This window comes from Sphingomonas bacterium (genome assembly GCF_028289855.1).
Lineage (GTDB): Bacteria > Pseudomonadota > Alphaproteobacteria > Sphingomonadales > Sphingomonadaceae > Sphingomonas.
This window is the reverse complement of sequence record NZ_JAQGKZ010000105.1, coordinates 41,014-63,578: the sequence shown is the minus strand read 5'-3', so window position 1 is coordinate 63,578 and position 22,565 is coordinate 41,014. Positions and strand designations below refer to the sequence as shown.

Here is a 22,565-nt window from a genome sequence, read left to right as displayed (position 1 = left end):
TCGTGAAGCGTCAACTCCTCCGCGTCCATACGTGGCTCGGTATCGCGCTCGGCATCTTTTGGGCGTTGCAAGGGCTCAGCGGCGCAACCCTCGTGTTCAACCGCGACCTGCAGGATGCGGCATTGGCGCGTCCGGGCGGCGCGCGCCTGGTGCCGCTCGATAAGCTCATTGCCCGGTCGAGCGCGGCGGCGGGCGCGAAGGTGACCAAGCTGGAAAGCTTCGGCCCCAATCCCATGCTGCTGCTCGCTTACTACCAAGGCGCGCAGGGCGAACAAACCTTGGTGATCGACGGCCGCAATGGCGCGGTGCTCGACCGCCGTGACCCCGGGGGAATGCTGCCGGCGGGCGGCGCGGCCTGGGGCTGGCTGTTGCGGCTGCACGAATCGCTGCTGCTCGGCGATTCGGGGTTGTTGATCGTCGGCACGTCGGGGTCGTTCCTGTTCGCGTCGCTGTTGATCGGTTTGTGGAACGCCGGCTGGTTTGCGAAATGGCGCGCAGCGGCGCGCATGACGCGGCTGCCCGCCGAGCGCGCGCGCCTGATGGGCTGGCACCGGCTGGTCGGCATCGTCGCGGTGCCCGCGCTGCTCGTGATGGTCAGCGCCGGCATCTATCTCGCCTTCGCGCCGCAATTGCGCGCCGTGCTCGCATCGACTGCGGGGTATCGTCCAGCTTACAAAGCCAAATCGCAGGACCGCCCGCCGGCAATCCGCCTGTCGGCCGAACAGGCCTATACGGTTGCGCGCACGCGTTTCCCCGGATCGACGCTGGTGCGCATCGCGCTGCCGTCGGCCAAGTCGCCGGTCTATTTCTTTCGGCTGCTGCAGCCCGATGACAGTCGCCGCTGGGCAGGAACTTCGACACTGGCGATCGATCCGGCGAACGGCGCGATCGTCGATGCCTATGATTCGCGCAGCGGGCCGCTCGCCAACCGGCTGACCGACGCGATCTATTCGGTGCACACTGGCGATGTCGGCGGCGTGGTCGGGCGACTGCTCGTGATGCTGGCGGGACTCGCGCTGCCTACCCTTGCCGTCACCGGAGCGATTACCTGGTTTCGCAAGCGGCGTGTGCGTGCCGGGCGGGCAATCGCATGATCGCGCGGCGCGCCTTCATCGGTGGAACCGCGGCGTTGCTCGCCTGGCCCGCTTATGCCCAGCGCCTAACGCCCGCCGACCAGAAGATCGATCCACGTCCAGCCGTTCCGGGCAGCCCGGCGGCACGCGCCGCGGCGGCGATGCCGCGCTACGTGCCCGAGCAATCGGTATCGGGCGCGATCCGGCTATGGGGTCACGGCAACCGTAAGCTGCCGTGGATGCACTATCTGACCGACCAATGGGGGGCGGACTTCACGCGCTTTCATCCCGGCGCGTCGCTCGAATATGATCTCTACGGTACCTCGTCGGGAATTCCGGCGCTGTACAATGGGCTCGGCGATATCGCGATCCTTGGCGAGGAAATCCTGCCCGATGCGGCCAAGGCGTTCGAGCGGGTCAAGGGCTATGCCCCGACCGGCATCCAGTTGATGACCGGATGCATGGACGTGCGCAATTTCGACTATGCGCAGATGGTGTTCGTCCACCGCGACAACCCGATCACGCGCCTGTCGCTGACCGATCTCGACGCGATCCTGGGCACCGAACATCGCCGCGGCACGCGCAACGTGCGGTCGTGGGGCGAGCTAGGGCTGACGGGCGGGTGGGCGAAGCGCGCGATCGTGCCGTACAGCTGGGCGATCGACGACAGTTTCGGCTTCTACCTGCGAAATGCCGTGCTCATGGGCAGCCATCGCTGGAACTCGGCGCTGCGCGAATATGCGCACATCATTTATCCCGACGGGCGCATCTACGACCACGGGCAGCAAATCCTCGATGCGCTGGCCAAGGATCCGGTGGGAATCGCGGTATCGAATATCCGCTATGCCGGGCCGATGGTGAAGGCGCTGCCGTTGGCGGTGATGTCGGCGGGGCCGTTCGTCGCGGCGAGCGATACGACGCTGATCGACCAGAGCTATCCGCTCGCGCGTACGCTGCCCGCGGTGATCGACCGACCGCCCGACGGGCGCATCGACCCGAAAGTGCGCGAGTTCCTGCGCTACATTCTCAGCCGGGAAGGGCAGCAGGCGGTCAATCGCGACGGGCGTTATCTGCCACTGTCGCCCGCGATGGCCGAACAACAACGGCGGATCATCGCATGAGGGTCCTGCTAGCCCTCGCCGCGCTGATGCTGGCGTGGCCGTGCGCCGCACAGGACAAGCCGATCCGCATCTGGGGCAATCCGGCGATGCTCGGGATCGCCGAGCGCTGGGCCGAGGCCTATCGCCGTCTTCACCCCGATGCGCGGTTCGAATTCGCGATGAAGGGTTCCGACAGCGCGATCCATGGACTGACCGGCGGGGTCGCCGATCTGGCCTTCATGGGACGCGCCAACGATGCGGTCGACGACAACGGTTTCTCGCGGCCGATGGAATATGACGCGACGCGGATTGAGATCGCCAACGGCAGCGTGTCGGTGCCGGGCAAGTCTGATGCGATCGCCGTGCTGGTCGATGCGGCGAACCCGCTCAGACAATTGTCATTACAACAACTCGCGGCGATCATCGATTGCGCCGGCGCGACAAAACCGATCCGCACATGGGGCCAGCTCGGCCTGACCGGCGAATGGGCCGCCAAGCCGATCCGTGTCGATGCGTATGACTTCGCCAGCCGCACCGGCGCGTGGCTGCAGGACCGGATCGCCAGGGGCAGCCGCCGGATGTGCTGGGACCGGATCACCGAATATGGCGACGCGCGGCGGCTCGACGGCACGATCGACTACGCTGCCGATCGTGCGGGTGCCGCGGCGCGAGGCGACCGCTATGCGCTGGCGATCGCCAATCCGGGCCAGGCGGTCGATGGACTGCGCGTCGTGCCGCTGAAGGATGGTGCCGATCCGGCGATCCTGCCCTCCACGGACACGATCGTTGCGCGCCGCTATCCGCTCGCGCGCCGCGCCTACGCGTTCTTCGCGCGCAAGCCGGGCACCACGCTCGACCGGCGCGTTGCGGACTTCCTCCGCTTTGTTCTGTCGGACGAGGGGCAGGGCCTGCTCGCGCAGGATCGCGGCTACCTGCCGCTGACATCGGCCATCGCCGCCGACCAACGCCGCATCGTGGACGGTGACCGATGAAACGATTGATCCTGCTCGGCGCCTTGTTGTCGATTGGCGCAATGGCCAGCCCGCCGAAGGCCGCGCCGCTCGCGGAAGGGCCACCGCCTTCGCTGATCGCGACGCGAACGCTGGCCACGTTGCCGCCGTATGTCGCCGGCCCCAAGGTCACCGGCACGATCCGCATCTGGGGGCATGGCAGTCCCAAGCACGACTTCGTCGGCGACCTCGTGCGGCGCTGGTTTTCAGAATTCCAGCGTGGCCAGCCCGGCGTCGTGCTCGACTATCGGATGTACGGCACCGCATCGGCGATCGGCGCGCTGACCGACGGCGCGGGCACGCTCGCAATTCTCGGAGAGGAGATCAGCCCTGCGGCGGAGCGCATGTTTATACGCGCGCACGGCTATCCGCCGACCAAGATCGAGATCGCCAACGGCAGCGTCGCGACCAATTATTTCGACTATGCGCACATGATTTTCGTCAACAAAGCCAACCCGCTGGCCAAATTGACGATCCGCCAGCTCGAGGCGGTGTTCGGCGCGGAGCATCGCTGCACCGCTCGCAACATCCGCACTTGGAGTGAACTGGGGCTGACCGGGGATTGGGCGCGGCGACCGATCACGCCCTATGCGTGGAAGACCGATGTCGATTTCGCACTGTTCTTCCGCGAGCGCGTGCTGTGCGGCAGCCACCGCTGGAACCCCGCCGCGCGCGAATTTATGCCGGTGACTCGACCCGACGGGACCGTCGTCCAACACGGCCAGCTCATTCTCGAGGCACTGGCAAAAGACCCCTACGGCATCGCCATTTCCAGCGTCGTTTTCGCCAATTCCGAGGTGAAGGCACTACCCATCGCCTGGGACGCCAAGCGCGGCTTCGTCACAGCGAGCGACGAGACGTTGATCGATCGGCGCTATCCGCTCGGCCGCATCATCCCCGCGTTCGTCGATCGCGCGCCGGGCAAGCCGATGCCACCGGTCGAGCGCGAGTTTCTGCGGTATATCCTCAGCCGCGAAGGGCAGACCGCGCTGGTTCAGGACAGCGGATATCTTCCGCTCGACCGGGCGACCTTGCTGCGCGAACTGGACAAGCTGAAATGAAGATCTGGCGCCTCGTCCTGCTGGCCCTGGCCGCGCCCGCCGCGGCACAAATCGCCCCGCCGGAGCGCGACGGCGCGATCGTCGAAATCGCCACGACAGCGCAACTGGCGCCGACGTTGAACGCGATGGCCGCAGCGTATCGCATCGACCATCCGGGGGCGGTGATACGGATCGATGCCGTGGGCAGCGACGTCGCGATGGCGCGATTGTCGACCGGCCGTGCCGACATCGCCGTGATCGGGCGCGACGCCAGCGATCCGGAGATCAAGGCGTATGAATGGGTGTTCCGCCGCCCTCCCGTCGCGATCCCGGTCATGCTCGGCAGTATCGCGACACCTGGAAGCTCGCCCGCGCTGGCGGTTCGTGTAAATGCGAGCAATCCGTTACGAGAGATTTCGCTGGCGCAGCTCACAGCGGCATTCCGGATCGGCGGCGCGCCGCCGAGCTGGGGATCGGTCGGCGTCGCCGGGCCGCTCGCGTCGCGCACGATCAGGCTGGTCGTACCCGACATGGAGAGCGGCACGGGGCAGTACATGCGCAAGGCGCTGCTCGCCGATGCGACTCAGTTGGATTGGTCGCGCGCGCGCGAAGTGACTGAACCCCTTTTGCCGCCAAGTCATGTCGATCGGTTCGGCGCGGCCATCGCGGATGCCGTCGCAGCCGATCCAGCGGCGCTGGGTGTCGGCGACGCAAGGCCGCTCGCCGGAACCCGGATCGTCGCGATCGTCGATGCCGGCAGGCGTAGCGTGCCCGGCGATGCCGCTTACCCGCTCGATCGGCGAGTGATCGCGTACGCCAGCGACAGGCAACGCGCCGCGGTGGGAGCTTGGCTGGCGTTTGTTCGAAGTGACCGGGCGCGGGCGATCGTCGCTCGCGGCCCCTATCGGGCGCTTTGATGGCCTAGAGCGCCGCCGATGAGGCGACAGCGTAGTGAAAGCAAGATCCGCTAGTTCCGGATCGCGGGTAAATGGCCGGAAGAGCCCGCCCCGAGGAAAAGGAGCAGGGTCTAGGTGCGCGACCATCGCATCGCCGGCATCGTCCGGTACCATCTGAAAAACCTGCTGGCGTGCTGCCTGACGGTGTTCGCTGTCTTGACGCTGGTGGAGCCGGCCCTCGCGGGGGGAGGCTGGAACTCCACCGCCAAGGCCATGAAGACCGCGCTCGACCGCGAAAATTTGGTCGGGCAGGTCTCGATCGTCTCGGCAGTGATGATCGTGGCGCTCGCAGCGGTTGCCGGATCGCTGTTCTGGCAATTGCGCCGCCGTCGTCGTGCTGCGCTGGAACTCGAGCGCCGGTGCAGCGAACTCGCCGACGAACTCCGTCAGTCCGCGGCATCGACCGGCAAGCTGGTCAAGGACGGCATCGACGACGATTTCGACGAATGGAAACTGTCGATCGCGGAAAGCGATATCGCCTGGTTCATGCTGCGCGGCCTCCCGTTGCGCGAGATTGCGGAATTGCGCGGCACGAGCGAGCGTACGGTGCGCCAGCAGGCGCAGGCGGTTTACCGCAAGGCCGGGTTGGACGGCCGGTCCGACCTCGCCGGCCGCGTGCTCGAACGTTTCATTTAGGGTAAAGTGCTGAAATTGCGCTGAAAGGGACAGTCACACTACGAACCCGCATTGATCCGCCGGCGTGCGTGTATCCATGTTACGCCCGCGGTTAAGGTGATCGTCGATCTCCGCTGCCGCACCGATCATCCGGCCGTAGAGGAAGATGTTGAACGCGGCGGTCTCGAGTGCGGAATCGGCCAGCCGCCCCTCGCTGTGATCGCGCCAAAGCAGGCCGAGCAGTAGTGCCGCGATCACCGCGTCGATATTGACGCAGAAGACGTTCCGCGTCGCGCCGACGTCGTGCAGCGCCTGAACGAGCTCGCGATAATAAGCGTGGAACACGTTATACTCGCCGCGCTCCGCCATCAGTCCGGCCAGGAAGCGCTCGCGCGGATCGTGGTTGACGGCTTCGCCGCGAAACACCGGATGATTGATCCCGGGTAGCGCACGGGGCTCGGCGGTGCCGCCCTCCTTGGCGTCGCGGCGCTTGGCGGCATAGCGCGTTGCGAACGCCGTCGCCATCGCGCGCAGGTCGAGTCCATGGTTCGGGTCGGCGGGATCGGTCAGCCCGACATCCCGGAAGGTATCGAGCAGGAAAGCGATCCCTTCATACCCGTTGCCACCATGGCTGTAGCCGGAATGGCTGAGAAACCCGATCATCGCCTTGTTGATCTGGACTCGCTCGGGCGATTGCGGGCCGTCGGCGGCGACGGCGCCCTTGGCGCCCTGCGCGCTGATCGCGCCGGGGCCATTGGAGATCAACAACCCGACCAGGATCTGCAACGGCCGCGCCATGTCGCCTTCGGGGCGCCGTCCGGTAATAGCGAGGAACAGGAAATCGGCCATCGTCCAGTTGTTGAACCGCTCTTCGCGCGACACGCCGTGGAGCATGCCCGGCTGATGGTGCTCGCCGGGGATCGATGCGCCGATCATCACGCCGTAAAGCCGCAGATACCAGGGTAGCGTCTCCGCGGTGAGCCGCGAGATGCGCTTTTGCATCAACGGCACCCAGGCGATCGTCGTGGCGATCGCCGCGAGCACCGCATCTCGCGAAGGACGGCCGTCGAGCTGATCGAGGAAGCGCAGGAAGACCGATCGTCCGCCGCGCGCGCGCACCGCTGCGAGCATCGCCTCGGGGCGCGGATCCGCGGCTTCATCGGGTGTGGCGAGAAACAAGGCGCGATTCGCATCGTCGATGTGGATGGTCGACAGATCGAACGCTTCGTCGCGCGCATCGCCGAGGCCCGACCGTGCAAACAGATCGATCAATGCCTTGCTGCAAGCGAGCGCGCGCTCGACTCGCTTGGGTCCGACGATGGCAGCAGCGGCGGCCATGATCGTGTTGGGCGAATTCCCCGCAGCACGCGCGGCATCCGCCGCCATCAGTGCGGGATCGCCGACCAGGTTCATTTCGGCCGCCACCGCGACATCGAGCATCGCGCGGTCGTCGGCGTTGGCGATATCGTGAACCAGCGGCAGCGCGAAGTTCGCTTCGAGCGGCTGCAGTGCGAGATCGAGTACCGAATGGCGATGGACGCTGGTCACCTGCGTCTTCGCGTCCATCACGCTCGCGCCCGATTTGTCCTTCATCGTCTGCCGCGGAATGACCTTGCCGATCTGGCGGCCGAGCGCCGCGATCTGGGTATCGTAGGGTTCGATCGCGCGTACCGTGGGGAGCGCGAGATGCGACGGCAGCGCCAGCCCCTGATCGTTCGCAAGCCAGGGCTTTAGCGACAAGTCGCCGCGCGGAGTGAAATCGGGCCCGATGCCGTTCAGCCGCATCACCGCGGACAGCGCGACGGGAATATCGGCAATGTTGGTGACGAGCGCACCCTTGGCCGAACATATCGGGTTATCGATCGTGAACGGCGCATCGACGCCGAACGCGTCCATGAACCAGCGTTCCTTGGCCTCGGCATTGTCACCCGACCCGGCCAGCGCGCCGGCATGTCCCACCGCCCGCGTCAGTCGCGACTTCCACCGTCCGACCACGCACGCAACCACCGGTTTGCCGAAATCGACGCCGTGTTCGTAATAGCCGCCCGGCTCGACATAGAGCACCGCCGCCTGCGAGCGATCGTCGGCCTTGAACCCGATCGCGAAGTCGCGCGCTGAATAGTGGATATAGACGTCCTTGCCCGAAGAGATCAGCGTAGTCGTGCCCCAGCCTTCTGTCGCCAGATATTGCGCGATCGTCGTGGTGAAACCGCCCGAATTGGAGAAGATCGCGATCGAGCCTTTCAGCAGGACCTCGTCGGGATGGTCGCCGCCCAGCGCACCGCCGATCCGCACGCGGTTCCAGCTGTCGGCCATGCCCAGGCAATTGCCGCCGAAGATGTCGACGCCGGCGGCCTGCGCGATCGCCCGGACCTCGCGCGCGTCGTGGACCGATACCTTTTCGGTGATGATCACGATCTTTTCGAGCGCGGGATTGACCCTTACCAATTCGGTCACGCCGTCGCGTACGCCGCTCGGAGGAAGGTAGACGACACCGGTGTTGAAGGCGTGACCGGCGTCGAGTCCTTCGCGAACATTGTTGAAGACAGGAATGTCGCCGATCGCGGTTTTCAGGGATTGCCCCTTTCGACCGGGTGAGGTGCCGAACGCGATGTTGCCCCCCGAAAAGGCGTGGCAAACCGGGGTCACCTGGCTCGATTCTCCGCCCATGATGTTGAGCACGCACACCCGATCGGCGCGCGTCGCGACATCGCCGAGCGAGGGGACGCCGAGATGATAGGGCAGGCCGGCCAGCCGCTCGCGCATTACGCCGCCTCCGCTTTGTTGAGGCCCATGCGCGCGGCGATCTCCGCTCGTCCGCCGGCCTTCATCCACGCATCGACGTTGCGCGCGTAGAGCACCACTTCGGACATCGCGCTGTCAAAGCCGAACTGGCGGTACGGGATCCCAAGCCCGTCGCACGCCTCCGCTAGCGCGCCCATGCCGCGCACCAGTTTGGGGCCACCGCGTCCGACCACGACGTAAAGCGGCGATGGGCCATGTGCGCTGAAATGCTCGCGCAACGCATCGCCCATCGCACGGAAGGTCTCGTAGATATCGGTGTTGTTCGATTTGCCGCCGACGATGAACAGCACGTTCGATTGTTTCAGCCAGTGGCGGTAGCAAATTCGCGCCACCGACTTCATTTTCTCATAGGGCGGGTTGCCGCCGAAGTCCGACGAGATGATCGCGGCGTCGCCGAGCAATTCCGTCACCAGCGAATTCGCGCCACCGCCGAAGGTCGGCGCGAGGATCGTTCCGCGGTCGTTAATCACGAACACATCGGACTGGCCCTGGTGCGTGCGCAACTCGTTGACCTCGCGTTCGAAGTCCGACGTGTCGGCGGTGAACAAATCGGCCGGCAGGTCGAACCGCGCGACGCGGTGATCGTCGCGGTCGAAGCCGCATTTGAAATCGCACGCCACTGGGGTCAGCCGTCCGCTGCGGTCGGGCCGCATCCGGATCGGATTGAGCTCCAATGTGGTCATGCCGTAATGGTGAACCAGGTCCCACAGCTTGGGCAGTTGCTGGACGAGCGGCGAGATGATGTTGCGCGGCGCGCCGATATCGGTCAACGCATTGGCGACGACGAAAGCCTTGAGCCCGGTCAGCGCGTCGAATGGTACATGCGCGATCTCCGACGGGTCGAGTTCCTCAATATCGACGCCACCGCGATGCGTCAGCGTCATGGTCGGGGCGCGATATTCGGTCGAATCAGTGATCGAGAAATACACTTCGTGTTCGGCCGGCACGCCGGCTTCGAAGGTAACGCCGTTGGCCTTGGCGACCGCATTGCCGTGGCGATGCTCGGCGAAATAGAGTCTTTCCTTCTCCGCTAGCGCTTCGCGCAGACTGGTCGCCCTGCCGATCAATCCGGCCTTACCCTTCTTGCCTACGCCGCCCTTGAACACCGGCTTGACGAAAACGAACTTGTGCTTCGCGATCAGCGCTTGGATTGCCGCTTCGCTAGCGTCGGGCCCGAGTATCTCGGGCGTGGGAAAGCCGACATGCCGCAGCAGCCGCGATCCGTGTAGCATTCCCGTAACCAGCATAAGCGCCCCACTTCGGGGTCAGTCTCTGCGCAATGGACCTTTTGAGACAATCCGACATCGGACGGACACTCTGGGCCGAGGGGAAATACTGCGGCTGACTGTTTGTTGACTACGCTGAGCCGGAGAATGCTTATCTTTGGGCGGGACGGTGGGATATGAACCCGCGACTCTCACACCACCAATGTAGTCTCATCGACATCTCCACTTCGCACAGTCGGGGCAACACCTGCTGCGCATCGCGTTTTTGACCCGTCCCCGGGGGAGGATGGTACCAAACGCACCAACGAGAGATCAGCCGCCAGAGACGGGTTCGGCGGTGACTGCCTCCACCTCGGCCAGTCGCTTGCGAACCCGCGGTACCAAAGCACACCAATGAGAGATCGGCCGCGAGAGACGGGTTCGGCGATGACTGCCTCCACCGCCACCGCGCAGCGCGGGACAATTTAGCGTAGCTAAATAGACCTCGCGCCAGCGCGGCCAGCGTCGCGCAGCGACGACTGACGACGCGGCTTTGCCGCGGCGAGTTACTCCCGCATAACGTCGCTCCAAATTCCCCCGGAGAGGCGATGACACCCGAACTGCGCCACATCGGCGACGCGCAAATCCCGGTCGTCGTCATCGATGACGTCACGGGCGCCCCCGGCGCGGCGGTCGCGCTGGCCGCGGCGATGGCGCCGTTTCCGCCGAGCGCGGGCAATTACTATCCCGGGCTCCGCCAGCCGATCGCGCCCGACGCCCGCGCGAATGCCTATGTCGAGCACCTGCTGGAAATCTCCGCGCCGTTCATCGGCGGTGCGTTCGACGCCGATGGGTTCGACCTGATCGAGGCGAGCTTCTCGATCGTCACGACGCCGCCCGGCTCGCTCGACCCTGCCCAGCGCGCGCCGCATTTCGATTCGACCGACCCCGATCATCTCGCGGTGATGCACTACCTGACCGACACGCCGGGCACGGCATTCTTCCGCCAGCGCGCCACCGGGATCGAGCGCGTCGATGCCCGTAACCAAGGCACGTTCGTCGATCACGCGAAGCGCGCGGCGGCGACGATGGCCGGCTATGTTCAGGGGTCGAACGCGCATTACGAGGAGATCGGGCGGATCGAGGGGCGACGCGACCGGCTCGCCATCTATCCCGGCGCGCTGCTCCATTCGGGGATCATTCCGCCGGACGCGATTCTCGATTCCGATCCGCGTGCCGGGCGGCTGACCACCAACATCTTCGTCCGCCTCCGGCGCGACTGACCGCGGCGCGTTGGCGCGAGACACGGTCGGTTCGATCGGCCATAATCCGCCCAACGCATCGACGGAGAGAGCAATGGGGCATTTCGGCGACTATCAGAACGAGATCTACGGCGCGGGCTTGCGCGGCGTGCTCCCCAAGCTCCCGGTCGATTACGCGACGCTCGTCCAGCGCGCGACCGCCGCGATGCCGCCGCACGTGCTCAATTACGTCCAGGGCGGCTGCGGCGACGAATGGACGCAGGACCAGAATGCCGCCGCGTTCCGCCACTGGGGCATGATCCCGCGGATGATGGTCGGCACGACAAGTCGCGATCTGTCGACCACTTTGTTCGGCCACACCTATCACAGCCCGATCTTCATGAGCCCGATCGGCGTCACCGGCATCTGCACCCCCGACCAGCACGGTGACGTCGCGGCGGCGCAGGCATCGGCGATGAGCGGCGTGCCGATGACCGTCTCGACGCTCGGCAACGACACGATGGAGGACGTCGCGAAGCACCTCGGCGACGTGCCCGGCTTCTTCCAGCTCTACACCCCGCGCGACAAGGATCTCGCCGAAAGCCTGATCCGCCGCGCCGAAGCGGCGGGGTATCGTGCGCTGGTGGTCACGCTCGACACTTGGGTCACCGGCTGGCGCCCGCGCGACCTCAACGCCGGCAATTTCCCGCAGCTCCGCGGGCACGTTTTGGCCAATTATTTCGCCGATCCGGTGTTCAAAAAGATGTTCGGCAAGGACCCGGCGACGGCGCCCGCCGAAGCCACGATGCTATGGGCGTCGCAATTCGCCCGACCGCTGACCTGGGACGACATGGCGTGGCTCAAGTCGGTCACCGAGTTGCCGATCGTGCTCAAGGGCATCTGCCATCCGGACGACGCGCGGAAAGCAGTCGATCATGGTGCCGACGTGCTGTTCTGCTCGAACCATGGCGGGCGCCAGGCCAATGGCGGCATCGCCGCGATCGACATGCTCCCCGGCGTGGTGAAGGGGGCGGGTAGCACGCCGGTGTGGTTCGACAGTGGCATCCGGTCGGGCAGCGACGTCATCAAGGCGCTGGCGCTTGGCGCGCAGGCGGTCGGGGTGGGGCGGCCGTTCGCTTATGGATTGGCGCTCGATGGCGCGGCAGGCGCGGCGCACGTGCTCAAGTGCATTCTGGCCGAGGCGGACCTGATGATGGCGGTCAACGGGATGCCGACGCTTGACGCGGTGCGCGCCGCGGGGGCGCAGCGGGTTTAGCGGCGGCGTTTGCCGCCATTCCCTGTGGTCATCGAATCGGGCTTGGGCGGCGGCTTCCAACCTTCGGGTGGCGTCATTCGCTGCTGGCTGGTGCCCAGACCCATCTTACCCGGCTGCTGACGCGTCAGGTCGGACGTGTCGCTCGCTTCGGCTTCGGCCAAACTCGCGCCGCCGCGGATCAGATTGAGCTGGTCGCGCAGGCGTTTGGCTTGCTCGAAATCGAGCGCTTGCGCGGCGGCTTCCATACGGAGGCGGACGGTTTCGATGTCGCTGGTCATGGTGGGACAACGCGCGAGGAACTTGTTCGCTCAACTCCCGCAAGAAGCGACGTTGATCAACGAGATGAATGGAACCATTTTCCTACACACCAGCCGAAATGCTATGCTTTCAATCGCTCTTTGACAGTCTGAATATCATGCCGCCCTGCGCCGGATCGTCGGCGCGAAGGAAAGTCACGTCCGCGCAATGCGCTAGGTTCGGTCGCACAACGACGGTGTCTCGCCTGTTTCCCCGCCATCCGGGGCCGAATAACCGCTCATCTCCGGCACCCAATCGCAACTTCGGCACGCGGTTATCGCCCCCGTACGAGGAGAAAGGTCCACGATCCCGCACACGCGCTTAATGGGGCACCGGCTTTTGCGACGGGGCTTGAGACTCAGCCGACCGGCGCTTCCGCCTTCGCCACCTGCTCGAACGCATCGAGCACCGGGCCGATCAGCGGTTCGGGCAGATTGTGTCCCATGCCCGGTATCTCGACGATCTTGGCACCGGGAATTGTCGCCGCCGTGTCGCGGCCGGCGGCGAGCGGGACGAGCGGGTCGTCGGCGCCGTGGATCACCATCGTCGGCGCGGTGATTGTTCTCAGCGCGGCGCGGCGGTCGCCGCTGCCGACGATCGCCGCCATCTGGCGCGCGAAGCCGGGCGGGTAATGCATGCGGCGAAAGCTGGCGCGGACTCGCTCGGTCAGCTCGGCCTCGTTGGCGGGGTAGCCGGGGCTGCCGATGATCTTTTCGGCGCGGACGCCGTGGGCGACCATCGAGTCCTCGTCGGCGCCTTCGGGGCGCTGAGTCAGTACCGCCATCGCCTCCGGGCTAGCGGGCGGCAGCGTGGGATTGCCGGTGCTCAACATGATCGAGGTCAGCGAGAGCACGCGATACGGATACGTCGCCGCGACCATCTGCGCGATCATCCCGCCCATCGACGCGCCCATGACGTGGGCTTTTTCGATGCCGAGGGCGTCGAGCAGACCGACCGCGTCGGCGGCCATGTCAGCGAGCAGATACGGGACGTCGGGTTTCTGCCCCATCATCAGCGCGCCGACGATCGCGGTCATCGATGGCGCCTCGGCATCGTGGAACTTGGTCGAGAGGCCGACATCGCGATTGTCGTAGCGGATCACGCGATAGCCGCGCTCAACGAGTTGCTCGACCATCGGCATCGGCCACAAGGTCAGCTGCGCGCCCAGGCCCATGATGAGCAGGACCGGCGGCGCATCGTCGGCGCCATAGACTTCATATTCGATCTCGATGCCGTTCGCCTGTGTCTTCACGCGCGCTCTCCTGTTTGCGGTACGCTGGCAGGCGGGAGCCTTGTCGGCAAGTGCTCAGCAGAGCAGGGTGGGGCGATGGACCTCGACGACCAGCTCCGCCGCTATTTCGGAACGACCGACATCGCGTCGCTGTCGCCCGACGGCCTTGCGGCGGGCGCCGAGCGGATGCGGGTCGATTTCGGCATGACGCAGGATCGCGGGCGGCGCTTCGCGCTGTGGGCGCTGATGCACATGCTCGGCGTTGCGCCCGATCTCGACGTGGCGTTCAAGGATCCCGCCGACCGCGACGCGGCGCGGGACTTTATGGAACTGAGCGAAGGCGAGGACGACTAAGGCAGGTTGGCCTTTAGTTCGTCGAGGAACGGCTTGGCATTGCCGTCCGACGGCGCGCGCCAGTCGCCTCTGGGGCTGAGCGCGCCGCCCGCCGATACCTTGGGTCCGTTGGGGATCGCCGAGCGCTTGAACTGGCTGATCGTGAAGAAGCGGAACAGGAATTTTTCGAGCCACTCGCGGATCGTCGGCAAATCGTAAGCCGTGCGCGCGGCGGCGGGGAAATCGCGCGGCCAGCGGCCCCGGCCGGCATCCTCCCACGCCTTGAGCGCGAGGAACGCGACCTTGGACGGCGCCATGCCGTGGCGGACGATGTAATGCGCGAAGAAGTCGTTGAGCGCGTAGGGGCCGATCCTGCTCTCGGTCGATTGCAGCGCCCCGTCCTTGCCCGCGGGGACCAGCTCGGGTGAGATTTCTTGGCCCAGGATCGCCTCCAGCACGCGGTCGGTCTCGGCATCGTACTGATCGGTGCGGATGCACCAGCGGATCAGGAACTGGATCAGCGTCTTGGGCACGCCGGCATTGACCGCGTAATGGCTCATCTGGTCGCCGACGCCGTAGGTGCACCAGCCGAGCGCGAGCTCCGACAGGTCGCCAGTGCCGACCACCAGGCCATTACGCTGGTTGGCAAGGCGGAACAGGTAATCGGTGCGCAGGCCCGCCTGGACGTTCTCGAACGTCACGTCGTATGCCGGTTTTCCCTCGGCGTACGGGTGGCGCATGTCCCTGAGCATCTGTTCGGCGGCGGGACGGATATCGATTTCGTCGGCCGACACGTCGAGCGCGCGCATCAGCGCCCAGGCATTTGCCTTGGTCCCGTCGCTCGTCGCAAAACCGGGCATGGTGTAGCCGAGAATCGACGAGCGCGGGCGACCGAGCCGGTCCATCGCCTTAGCCGCGACGATCAGCGCATGGGTCGAATCGAGCCCGCCCGACACGCCGATCACCAGCCGTTCGGCCTTTGCCGCGACCACGCGCTGGGCAAGCGCGGTGACCTGGATGTTGAATGCCTCGTAGCAGTCGGCGTCGAGCTTTTCGGGGGTGTTAGGGACGAACGGGAAGCGGCGGATGTCGCGCTTGAGGCCGACATCGGCGAAATCGGGCTTGGCCTCGAACGCGACGCGGCGAAAGCTGGTGGGTTCGACCCCGGCGAATCGCGCGGCGTCGTTGAACGTGCCGTTGCGCATCCGCTCCTGCCGCACGCGCCCGCAATCGACATCGGCGACCAGCAGTTCGGGGTCGTCCTCGAACCGCGCGCTTTCCGCGATCAGCTCGCCGAGCTCGTGGATCATGCCCTGGCCGTCCCAGGCGAGGTCGGTAGTGCTCTCGCCCGGCCCCGCGGCGGAGAAGACGTAGGCGCAGATCGCGCGGTCGGACTGTGCCGCCGACAATAGCATGCGCTGCCGCGACTTGCCGATGACGACGTTGGACGCCGACAGATTGCAGCACACCAGTGCCCCGGCCATCGCGGCGTAGGTCGAGGGCGGGGCCGGCGCCCAGAAATCCTCGCAGATTTCGGCGTGGAAGATGAAGTGCGGCAAGTCGCTGGCGGCGAAGATCAGGTCGTCGCCGAACGGCACGTCGGTCTGGCCGGCGAGGTCGATCGTCCCGCTCGTTCCCTCGCCACTGACGAACCAGCGCTTCTCGTAATATTCGCGGTAATTAGGCAGGTAGGTCTTGGGCACGACGCCGAGGATGCGCCCGCGATGAATCGCCACCGCACAATTGTAGAGCCGCCCGTCGCGCGGGATCGCGGCACCGACGAGCAAAACCGGGCGCAGCTTGGCGGTGGCATCGGCAACGTCGGCCAGCGCGGCGTCGGTCGCGCGCTGAATTGCGTCCTGCAGATGCAAGTCGTCGATCGCGTAGGAGCTGAGGCTGAGTTCCGGAAACACCAGCAGATCGCAGGTCTCATCATGCCCGCGCTTCGCCAGCGCGATCGCCGCCGCGGCGTTCGCGGCGATGTCGCCGACCGTCGCGACCGGCGTGCACGCCGCCACCCGCAGGAATTCGTGCGCATGGTGCGAAAAAAAACGATGCGTCTTCGCCATCCAGCGCCGCTTAGCGCCGTTCTCGGCCTAGCGCCACCGCATCAGGCTCTAGCGTCGCGCCGTCTGGTGTCCCAGCCCTTGTGCGCCGCCGCCGATCGCGCCTCGGGCGTCCCAGCCTTATGCGTGAGCCCACCGCGTGCGGAGGAGACATGCGTGTCCTTCTTGCCGCGTCCCGACCCGGACTTGTTGCCGCCGCCCGATTCCTTGTTGACCGTCGCCCAAGCGCGGGCCTCAGCTTCCTTCTTCGGCGTGCCGCGCTTTTCGTAGCCTTCCTCGATATGTTGCGCCTTGCGCTTCTGCTTGTCGGTGTACGCGCTCTTGTCGCCTTGGGGCATGTCGGCCTCCTCTCATGATCGCTGGCGAAAACGCGCAAGGCTGGGGAGCGATCCGAATCCGATTGCATCGTCTGAAATAGAACATATCATGAACAAATATGGCCGAGTCGGTAGCCTCGCTCAGCAAGCTGCGGCGGCGTCTGGCGCGTCTCGAACAGGCACGCCCGCGTGATGAAGCTTTGCGCTTTGCGACCGGGCATGCCGGGATCGATGCCTGTCTGGGCGGTGGGCTCGGGCGAGGGCGGCTGCACGAGGTGGTGGCCGAGGATGGCGAAGCAGGCAGTGCCGCGGGGTTTGCGGCGATGCTGGGGCTGCGGGCGGGTGAGGGAAAGCCGTTGTTTTGGCTGCGCACCGAGGCGGCGGAACGGCGATGCGGGCGGCTCTACGCCACCGGGCTGGGCGAGCTGGGGATCGCGGGCGGTACGGTGCTGGTCGGGCTGGTCGCTGATGATGCCGCGCTCCTGAAAGCAGCGAATGGCGCGGCGCGGTGCGCGGGGCTGGGGGCGTTGCTGGTCGAATGTTGGGGCGATCCCAAGGCGCTCGATCTGACCGCGACTCGGCGTCTCATGCTCGCGGCGGAAGCGTCGGGGGTGACGGTGCTGTTGCTGCGGATGGCGGCGGCAGAAAGTCCGAGCGCCGCCGACACGCGGTGGCGGGTGGCGGCGGCGCCGTCGGTACCGCTGGCCGACGGGACGCCCGCCGGAGCACCGGGGCATCCGGTGTTCGAGATCGAATTGTTGCGCCGCCGCGCCGCTCCCGCCGGTGCAACGTGGCGCGTGGAGTGGAATCGTGAACGACATGCCTTCCAGGACCCCGCCACAGCGCCGCTATCTGGCGCTGTACTTCCCGTGGCTGCCGGCTGAGCGGCTGCGGATCGCGCGGCCGCACGTGTTCGCGGGGCGTCCAGGCGTGCCCTATGCGGTGATCGAGAAGGTCAAGGGTGCGCAGCGGCTGTACGCGGTCGATCCGGCGGCGGCACGGCTAGGGATCGAACCGGGCATGACGCTGGCCGATTCGCGTGCCCGCGTCGCCGAGCTCGAAGCGTTCGATCATGTCCCGCACGACGATCATGCCTGGCTCGAACGGCTGGCGGACGGGTGCATACGCTACACGCCATGGGTGATGATCGATGCGCCCGACGGACTGGTGCTCGATGTGACGGGCTGTGGGCATCTGTTCGCCGGCGAAACCGCGTTGGCGGGGGACGCCATCGTGCGGCTGGCGCGGCTCGGCGTCGTCGCGAGCCATGCCTTTGCCGGGAATCCCGACGCGGCGCGCGCATTGGCGCGGTATCGCACCACCGGTGCGAGCGAGGACGAGGCGGTGCGGCGCTTGCCGGTCGCCGCGCTTGGGCTCGACGATGAAGCGACGCTGGCGCTCAAACGCGCTGGGTTGAAGACGATCGGCGACGTCGTCGTGCGGCCACTATCGGCGATCGCCGCGCGGTTCGGTGGTGAGGCAGCGACGCGTGTGCGGCGCGTGATCGGCGAAGCCGACAGCCCGCTATCCCCGCGCATCGTCAAGCCGCCGATCTTTGTCGAGCGCCGCTTTGCCGAACCAGTGGCGCGTACCGAATTCGCATTGGAGGTGCTGGGCGAACTAATGGCCGAAGTGATCGGGCGATTGGAGGAGACTCACGAAGGCGGGCGCAGGTTCGTCGCACGTTTCTTCCGAACCGATGGCCTAGTGCAGCTTCTGGCGGTCGACACCGGCAGGCCGAGCCGCGACGTCCCCGCGGTACTGCGGCTATTCCGCGAACGGATCGACACGCTCGCCGATCCGATCGACCCGGGGTTCGGATTCGATCTGATCCGGCTCGACATCCCCGTCGCCGAGCGGCTCGACGCGGCGCAATTGAAGCTGGAGGGCGGGGCAGTCGCAGAGGCCGAGCTGGCGGCGTTGGTCGATCGCCTGACGACGAGATTAGGGCGCGGACGGATACGACGGTTCGCGCCGCGCGACCGGCATTTGCCCGAACAGGCTGAGTTCACGCTCCCTGCCGCCGATCCCGCGCCGCCCGGCGATTGGCCCGCGCTCGAACCCGGCGAGCCGCCGCTCCGCCCGATCCACCTGTTCGATCCGCCGCAGCAGATCGAAAGCGTGATTGCCGGGGTTCCCGACGGACCGCCGCGCCAGTTCCGCTGGCGCCGTACGCTCCACGACGTCGCACTGGCAGAGGGACCCGAACGAATTGCCGCACCATGGTGGGCGCCGCGCGAGGCGCCGACGCGCGATTACTACCGAGTCGAGGACCGTCGCGGGCGGCGGCTCTGGATTTTCCGTCATGGCCTGTTCGTAGACGGCAAACCGGCGCTCGATTGGTACGTTCACGGGGTGTTCGCATGACCGGCTTTGCCGAACTGGTCGCGGCGACCAATTACTCGTTCCTGCGCGGCGCATCGCATCCCAAGCAGATGGTAGGCGAGGCGATCGCACTGGGAATGCGGGGCATCGGCATCGCCGACCGTAATACCGTGGCGGGCGTGGTGCGCGCGTATGTCGCGCTCAAGGAAGCGCGAGAACAGTTCAGTGAAGTGTGGGCAAAGGCCAAGGCGAAGCACGAGGCGGACCGCCCGTGGGAGGATTTTCCCGAACCCGACGCCATACCCGAACCCGCTTTCGACTTTCGCCTGGTGGTCGGCGCGCGGCTGGTGTTCCGCGATGGCACGCCGGATATCGTCGCCTACCCTGCGACACGGTTCGGCTGGGGACGGCTGACGCGATTGCTGACCGTAGGCAATCGTCGCGCGTCTAAGGGCGGGTGCCTGCTCGATCTCGGCGACCTGATCGCGCACCATGAGGATTTGCTGCTGATTGTGCTGGCGGAGAGCAGCTTCGATGCGGGCGAGGTCGAGGAACTAGCCGAGAAACGGCGCATCGCCGAGGAGCAGGATCGCGGGGTCTTGCGGTTGGGCGAGGATGAAGCGGTAAATACCAATGTCATCCCGTTTCCCGACCGTCATGCCGGACTTGATCCGGCATCCATCGAGCCACGAGCAACTGGCCACGTGGTGAGGTGGACCCAGGATCAAGTCCGGGGTGACGATGTGCTGGGGGATACTATGCGCCGCCTCAAACGCATCGTGGGCGGCCGGTTATGGCTCGGTGTGTCCACGCTCTACGACGGGCGCGACAATCGGCGGCTGCGCGATCTTGCCCGAATTGTTTCGACCGTCGGCGTTCCGCTGATCGCGACCAACGACGCGCTCTACGCCTCACCCGGCCAGCGCCAGCTTCACGACGTCGTCACTTGCATCCGCAAGGGCACCGATGTGAAGCACGCCGGCCGCATCCTCGCGGCCAATGCGGAGCGGCATTTGAAGCCGGCCGCCGAAATGGCCCGCCTGTTCCGCCGCTATCCTGACGCGATTGCTCAAACCGAACGCCTGCTGGCTCGCATCGACTTCACGCTAGACCAACTCAGCTACGAATATCCGCACGAGCCGGTGCCGGAGGGATGGCAGGCTCAGGACTGGCTCGAGCACCTCGTCTGGCAGACCGCGCTCGAACGCTACGATTATCGCGTTCCCGACAAGCTGTACGCCCTGCTGCACGAAGAGTTCATGCTCATCCGTGATCGTGGTTACGCGTATTATTTCCTGACCGTCCATGACGTGGTGAAGTTCGCGCGGACCCAGGATCCACCGATCCTCTGCCAGGGACGCGGATCGGCCGCCAATTCGGTCGTATGCTTCATCCTGGGGGTCACTTCGGTCGATCCGATGAAGTTCGATCTGCTGTTCTCGCGCTTCGTGTCGGCCGAGCGCGACGAGCCGCCCGATATCGACGTCGATTTCGAGCACGAGCGACGCGAGGAAGTGATGCAATATGTCTATCGGCGATACGGCCGAGACCGCGCCGCGATTGCCGCGACGGTGATTCACTATCGCTCGCGCTCGACCGTGCGCGAAGTCGGCAAGGCACTCGGCATGACCGAGGACGTCACCTCACGACTCTCCAGCACGATCTGGGGCAGCTATTCGAGCAAGATGGAGGAGGAGCGCTTTACCCAGGCGGGGTTCACGCTCGACAATCCGGAGATCGGGCGGCTGAAGACTCTGGTCGATCAATTGCTCGAATTTCCCCGCCATTTGTCGCAGCATGTCGGCGGGTTCGTGCTGACGCAGGACCGGCTCGACGAAACCGTGCCGATCCACAATGGCGCGATGGACAAGCGCACCTTCATCGAATGGGACAAGGATGACATCGACGCGCTTCAGTTGATGAAGGTCGATGTGCTGGCGCTCGGCATGCTGTCGTGCATCCGCAAGGCGTTCGACCTGATCGAGGAGAGCGGGGGCAAGCGGCACACGCTCGATACCGTCCCGGCCGAGGTCGCGCAGGTTTACGATATGCTGTGCGAGGGCGACAGCCTGGGCCTGTTTCAGGTCGAAAGCCGCGCGCAGATGAGCATGCTGCCGCGGCTGCGCCCGCGGCAATTTTACGACTTGGTCGTTCAAGTGGCGATCGTCCGGCCCGGTCCGATCCAGGGCAATATGGTGCACCCCTATCTGCGGCGGCGTGCCAAGAAAGAGGCGTGGTCCTTTCCGGCGCCTAATCCGCGTCACGGTCGGCCCGACGAACTTGAAGGCGTACTTGGCAAGACGATGGGCGTGCCGCTGTTTCAGGAACAAGCGATGAAACTGGCGATCGTTGCGGCCGATTTCTCACCCGAGGATGCCAATCGCCTACGCCGCGCGATGGCGACGTTCCGTAATGTCGGCACGATCCACAACCTGGAGACCAAGATGGTCGAGGGGATGGTCAGGCGCGGATATGAACGCGATTTCGCGCAGCGTTGCTATGACCAGATCAAGGGGTTCGGCAGCTATGGCTTTCCGGAAAGCCATGCGCTGGCGTTCGCGCGGCTGGTCTATGTGTCGGCCTGGTTGAAGTGCTTCCACCCAGCGGCGTTCTCCTGCGCGTTGCTCAATTCGCAGCCGATGGGTTTTTACGCGCCGGCGCAAATCGTCCGCGACGCGCAAGAGAAAGGCGGGGTAGAGGCGCGAGCAATCGATGTGAATGCGAGCCGGTGGGACAATAGTCTTGAACCGGGCGATCGCGACCTCGCACTCCGGCTCGGCTTGCGTCAGATCGATGGCTTTCGCGAAGATTGGGCGAAGTCTCTCGCGGACGAGCGTGCCGCCAATGGCCCCTTTGTCTCGATCGAGGAACTCGCGCGCCGCGCCCATCTACCCGCGCGTGCACTGCGGTTGCTCGCTGACGCCGATGCCTGGGGGTCGATCGGCAAGGGCCGACGCGATGCCTTGTGGGAGGTAAGGCGGACGCCATCTGACGAATTGCCGCTGTTCGCCGCCGCCGGTGCGCGCGAATTGGGGGTTGAGACGGACGCCGGCCTGCCGACGATGCCGCTCAGCGAGGAGGTCAGCGCCGATTATCAACTCACCCGCCTGTCGCTCAAGGGACATCCGATGCAGTTCCTGCGGCCGATGTTCGATGCCGAGAAGGTGCTGACATGCGAAGGCGTGTCCAAGGCGACGAACGGCGCGCGCGTCACGGTCGCCGGGGTCGTGCTGGTGCGCCAGCGGCCGGGCACGGGCAACGCGATATTCATGACGCTGGAGGATGAGACCGGGATCACCAATGTGCTGTTATGGGCGCGGATATTTGAGGCACAGCGGATGCAAGTGATGGGATCGCGACTGATGACCGTCGAGGGGGAGGTGCAGCGTAGCGCCAAGGATGAAGGGGGTGTCGTCCACCTGATCGGCACGCGCGTCATCGACCGCACGCACGAGCTCGGCCGGTTATCGGAGGATCGCAAGTCTCGCCCCGCAATGGCGCAGGCCGATATCGGCCTGATCCCCGATCCGCGTTACGAAAAGGCGCGTCCGACCGGCGGGCGGCATCCCCGCAACGTCCGCATTCTGCCCAAGTCGCGCGACTTCCACTGACCGGCCAGAAAAAGGGCGGCGGGCCAAAACCCACCGCCCCGTATCACGTCACGCAAAAGCGCGC

General features: G+C 65.9%; 18 protein-coding genes. 12 read left to right on the top strand and 6 right to left on the bottom strand.

Translation table 11 applies throughout. From position 1 onward, the window contains the following. Positions 1 to 2 precede the first annotated feature (2 nt). The 6 genes from JWM94_RS12580 (at position 3) to JWM94_RS12555 (ending at position 5,815) form a co-directional block, all read left to right on the top strand. On the top strand, positions 3 to 1,094 hold the full coding sequence (locus JWM94_RS12580; RefSeq protein WP_299427408.1) for a PepSY domain-containing protein: 1,092 nt from the start codon (positions 3 to 5) through the stop codon (positions 1,092 to 1,094). Then, complete coding sequence (locus JWM94_RS12575) at positions 1,091 to 2,194, top strand: substrate-binding domain-containing protein (protein WP_299427405.1); 1,104 nt, start codon at positions 1,091 to 1,093, stop codon at positions 2,192 to 2,194. Before JWM94_RS12580 ends, JWM94_RS12575 begins: the two co-directional genes overlap by 4 nt. Beyond that, positions 2,191 to 3,165 carry a substrate-binding domain-containing protein gene (locus JWM94_RS12570; protein ID WP_299427402.1) on the top strand — a complete coding sequence of 325 codons (975 nt, stop codon included), beginning with the start codon at positions 2,191 to 2,193 and terminating at the stop codon, positions 3,163 to 3,165. The genes JWM94_RS12575 and JWM94_RS12570 overlap by 4 nt, the downstream gene beginning before the upstream one ends. Beyond that, complete coding sequence (locus JWM94_RS12565; protein WP_299427399.1) at positions 3,162 to 4,244, top strand: substrate-binding domain-containing protein; 1,083 nt, start codon at positions 3,162 to 3,164, stop codon at positions 4,242 to 4,244. Before JWM94_RS12570 ends, JWM94_RS12565 begins: the two co-directional genes overlap by 4 nt. Beyond that, on the top strand, positions 4,241 to 5,140 hold the full coding sequence (locus tag JWM94_RS12560) for a PstS family phosphate ABC transporter substrate-binding protein (protein WP_299427396.1): 900 nt from the start codon (positions 4,241 to 4,243) through the stop codon (positions 5,138 to 5,140). The genes JWM94_RS12565 and JWM94_RS12560 overlap by 4 nt, the downstream gene beginning before the upstream one ends. Before the next feature lie 114 nt (positions 5,141 to 5,254). Then, positions 5,255 to 5,815, top strand: a complete 561-nt coding sequence (locus JWM94_RS12555) for a helix-turn-helix transcriptional regulator (protein WP_299427393.1) — start codon at positions 5,255 to 5,257, stop codon at positions 5,813 to 5,815. A gap of 33 nt (positions 5,816 to 5,848) precedes the next feature. Here JWM94_RS12555 and JWM94_RS12550 read toward each other — a convergent pair whose 3' ends face one another. Both JWM94_RS12550 and JWM94_RS12545 read right to left on the bottom strand, forming a co-directional pair. Continuing rightward, positions 5,849 to 8,560, bottom strand: a complete 2,712-nt coding sequence (locus JWM94_RS12550) for a hypothetical protein (protein ID WP_299427390.1) — start codon at positions 8,558 to 8,560, stop codon at positions 5,849 to 5,851. Beyond that, positions 8,560 to 9,846, bottom strand: a complete 1,287-nt coding sequence (locus tag JWM94_RS12545; RefSeq protein WP_299427387.1) for an ATP-grasp domain-containing protein — start codon at positions 9,844 to 9,846, stop codon at positions 8,560 to 8,562. The genes JWM94_RS12550 and JWM94_RS12545 overlap by 1 nt, the downstream gene beginning before the upstream one ends. 566 nt (positions 9,847 to 10,412) lie before the next feature. Here JWM94_RS12545 and JWM94_RS12540 point away from each other — a divergent pair. Together JWM94_RS12540 and JWM94_RS12535 are read left to right on the top strand one after the other, a co-directional pair. Next, positions 10,413 to 11,087, top strand: a complete 675-nt coding sequence (locus JWM94_RS12540; RefSeq protein ID WP_299427384.1) for a DUF6445 family protein — start codon at positions 10,413 to 10,415, stop codon at positions 11,085 to 11,087. A 73-nt stretch (positions 11,088 to 11,160) separates the two neighbouring features. After that, positions 11,161 to 12,321, top strand: coding sequence for an alpha-hydroxy-acid oxidizing protein (locus tag JWM94_RS12535; RefSeq protein ID WP_299427381.1), 1,161 nt, complete (start codon positions 11,161 to 11,163; stop codon positions 12,319 to 12,321). On the opposite strand, the gene JWM94_RS12530 is transcribed toward JWM94_RS12535, so the two are convergent. Both JWM94_RS12530 and JWM94_RS12525 read right to left on the bottom strand, forming a co-directional pair. Further along, positions 12,318 to 12,599, bottom strand: a complete 282-nt coding sequence (locus JWM94_RS12530; RefSeq protein WP_299427377.1) for a UvrB/UvrC motif-containing protein — start codon at positions 12,597 to 12,599, stop codon at positions 12,318 to 12,320. The genes JWM94_RS12535 and JWM94_RS12530 overlap by 4 nt on opposite strands. Positions 12,600 to 12,976: 377 nt before the next feature. Beyond that, entirely contained in the window at positions 12,977 to 13,870 is an 894-nt protein-coding gene (locus JWM94_RS12525) for an alpha/beta hydrolase (protein ID WP_299427374.1), read from the bottom strand. A gap of 75 nt (positions 13,871 to 13,945) precedes the next feature. Between JWM94_RS12525 and JWM94_RS12520 the strand changes: the two genes are divergently transcribed. Next, on the top strand, positions 13,946 to 14,203 hold the full coding sequence (locus JWM94_RS12520) for a hypothetical protein (RefSeq protein ID WP_299427371.1): 258 nt from the start codon (positions 13,946 to 13,948) through the stop codon (positions 14,201 to 14,203). On the opposite strand, the gene JWM94_RS12515 is transcribed toward JWM94_RS12520, so the two are convergent. Together JWM94_RS12515 and JWM94_RS12510 are read right to left on the bottom strand one after the other, a co-directional pair. Continuing rightward, positions 14,200 to 16,251: an NAD(+) synthase gene (locus tag JWM94_RS12515; protein ID WP_299427369.1), complete on the bottom strand. Its 2,052-nt coding sequence runs from the start codon at positions 16,249 to 16,251 to the stop codon at positions 14,200 to 14,202. The genes JWM94_RS12520 and JWM94_RS12515 overlap by 4 nt on opposite strands. 41 nt (positions 16,252 to 16,292) lie before the next feature. After that, entirely contained in the window at positions 16,293 to 16,586 is a 294-nt protein-coding gene (locus JWM94_RS12510) for a plasmid stabilization protein (RefSeq protein ID WP_299427366.1), read from the bottom strand. 98 nt (positions 16,587 to 16,684) lie between these two features. Here JWM94_RS12510 and JWM94_RS12505 point away from each other — a divergent pair, with 98 nt between their 5' ends. Genes JWM94_RS12505 through JWM94_RS12495 form a run of 3 tightly spaced genes read left to right on the top strand, consistent with a single transcriptional unit; the run spans position 16,685 to position 22,501 of the window. Continuing rightward, positions 16,685 to 17,449, top strand: a complete 765-nt coding sequence (locus JWM94_RS12505) for a hypothetical protein (RefSeq protein ID WP_299427363.1) — start codon at positions 16,685 to 16,687, stop codon at positions 17,447 to 17,449. Then, positions 17,385 to 18,932: a DNA polymerase Y family protein gene (locus tag JWM94_RS12500; RefSeq protein WP_299427489.1), complete on the top strand. Its 1,548-nt coding sequence runs from the start codon at positions 17,385 to 17,387 to the stop codon at positions 18,930 to 18,932. The genes JWM94_RS12505 and JWM94_RS12500 overlap by 65 nt, the downstream gene beginning before the upstream one ends. Continuing rightward, positions 18,929 to 22,501 carry an error-prone DNA polymerase gene (locus tag JWM94_RS12495; RefSeq protein ID WP_299427360.1) on the top strand — a complete coding sequence of 1,191 codons (3,573 nt, stop codon included), beginning with the start codon at positions 18,929 to 18,931 and terminating at the stop codon, positions 22,499 to 22,501. Before JWM94_RS12500 ends, JWM94_RS12495 begins: the two co-directional genes overlap by 4 nt. The last annotated feature ends 64 nt before the right edge of the window (positions 22,502 to 22,565 follow it).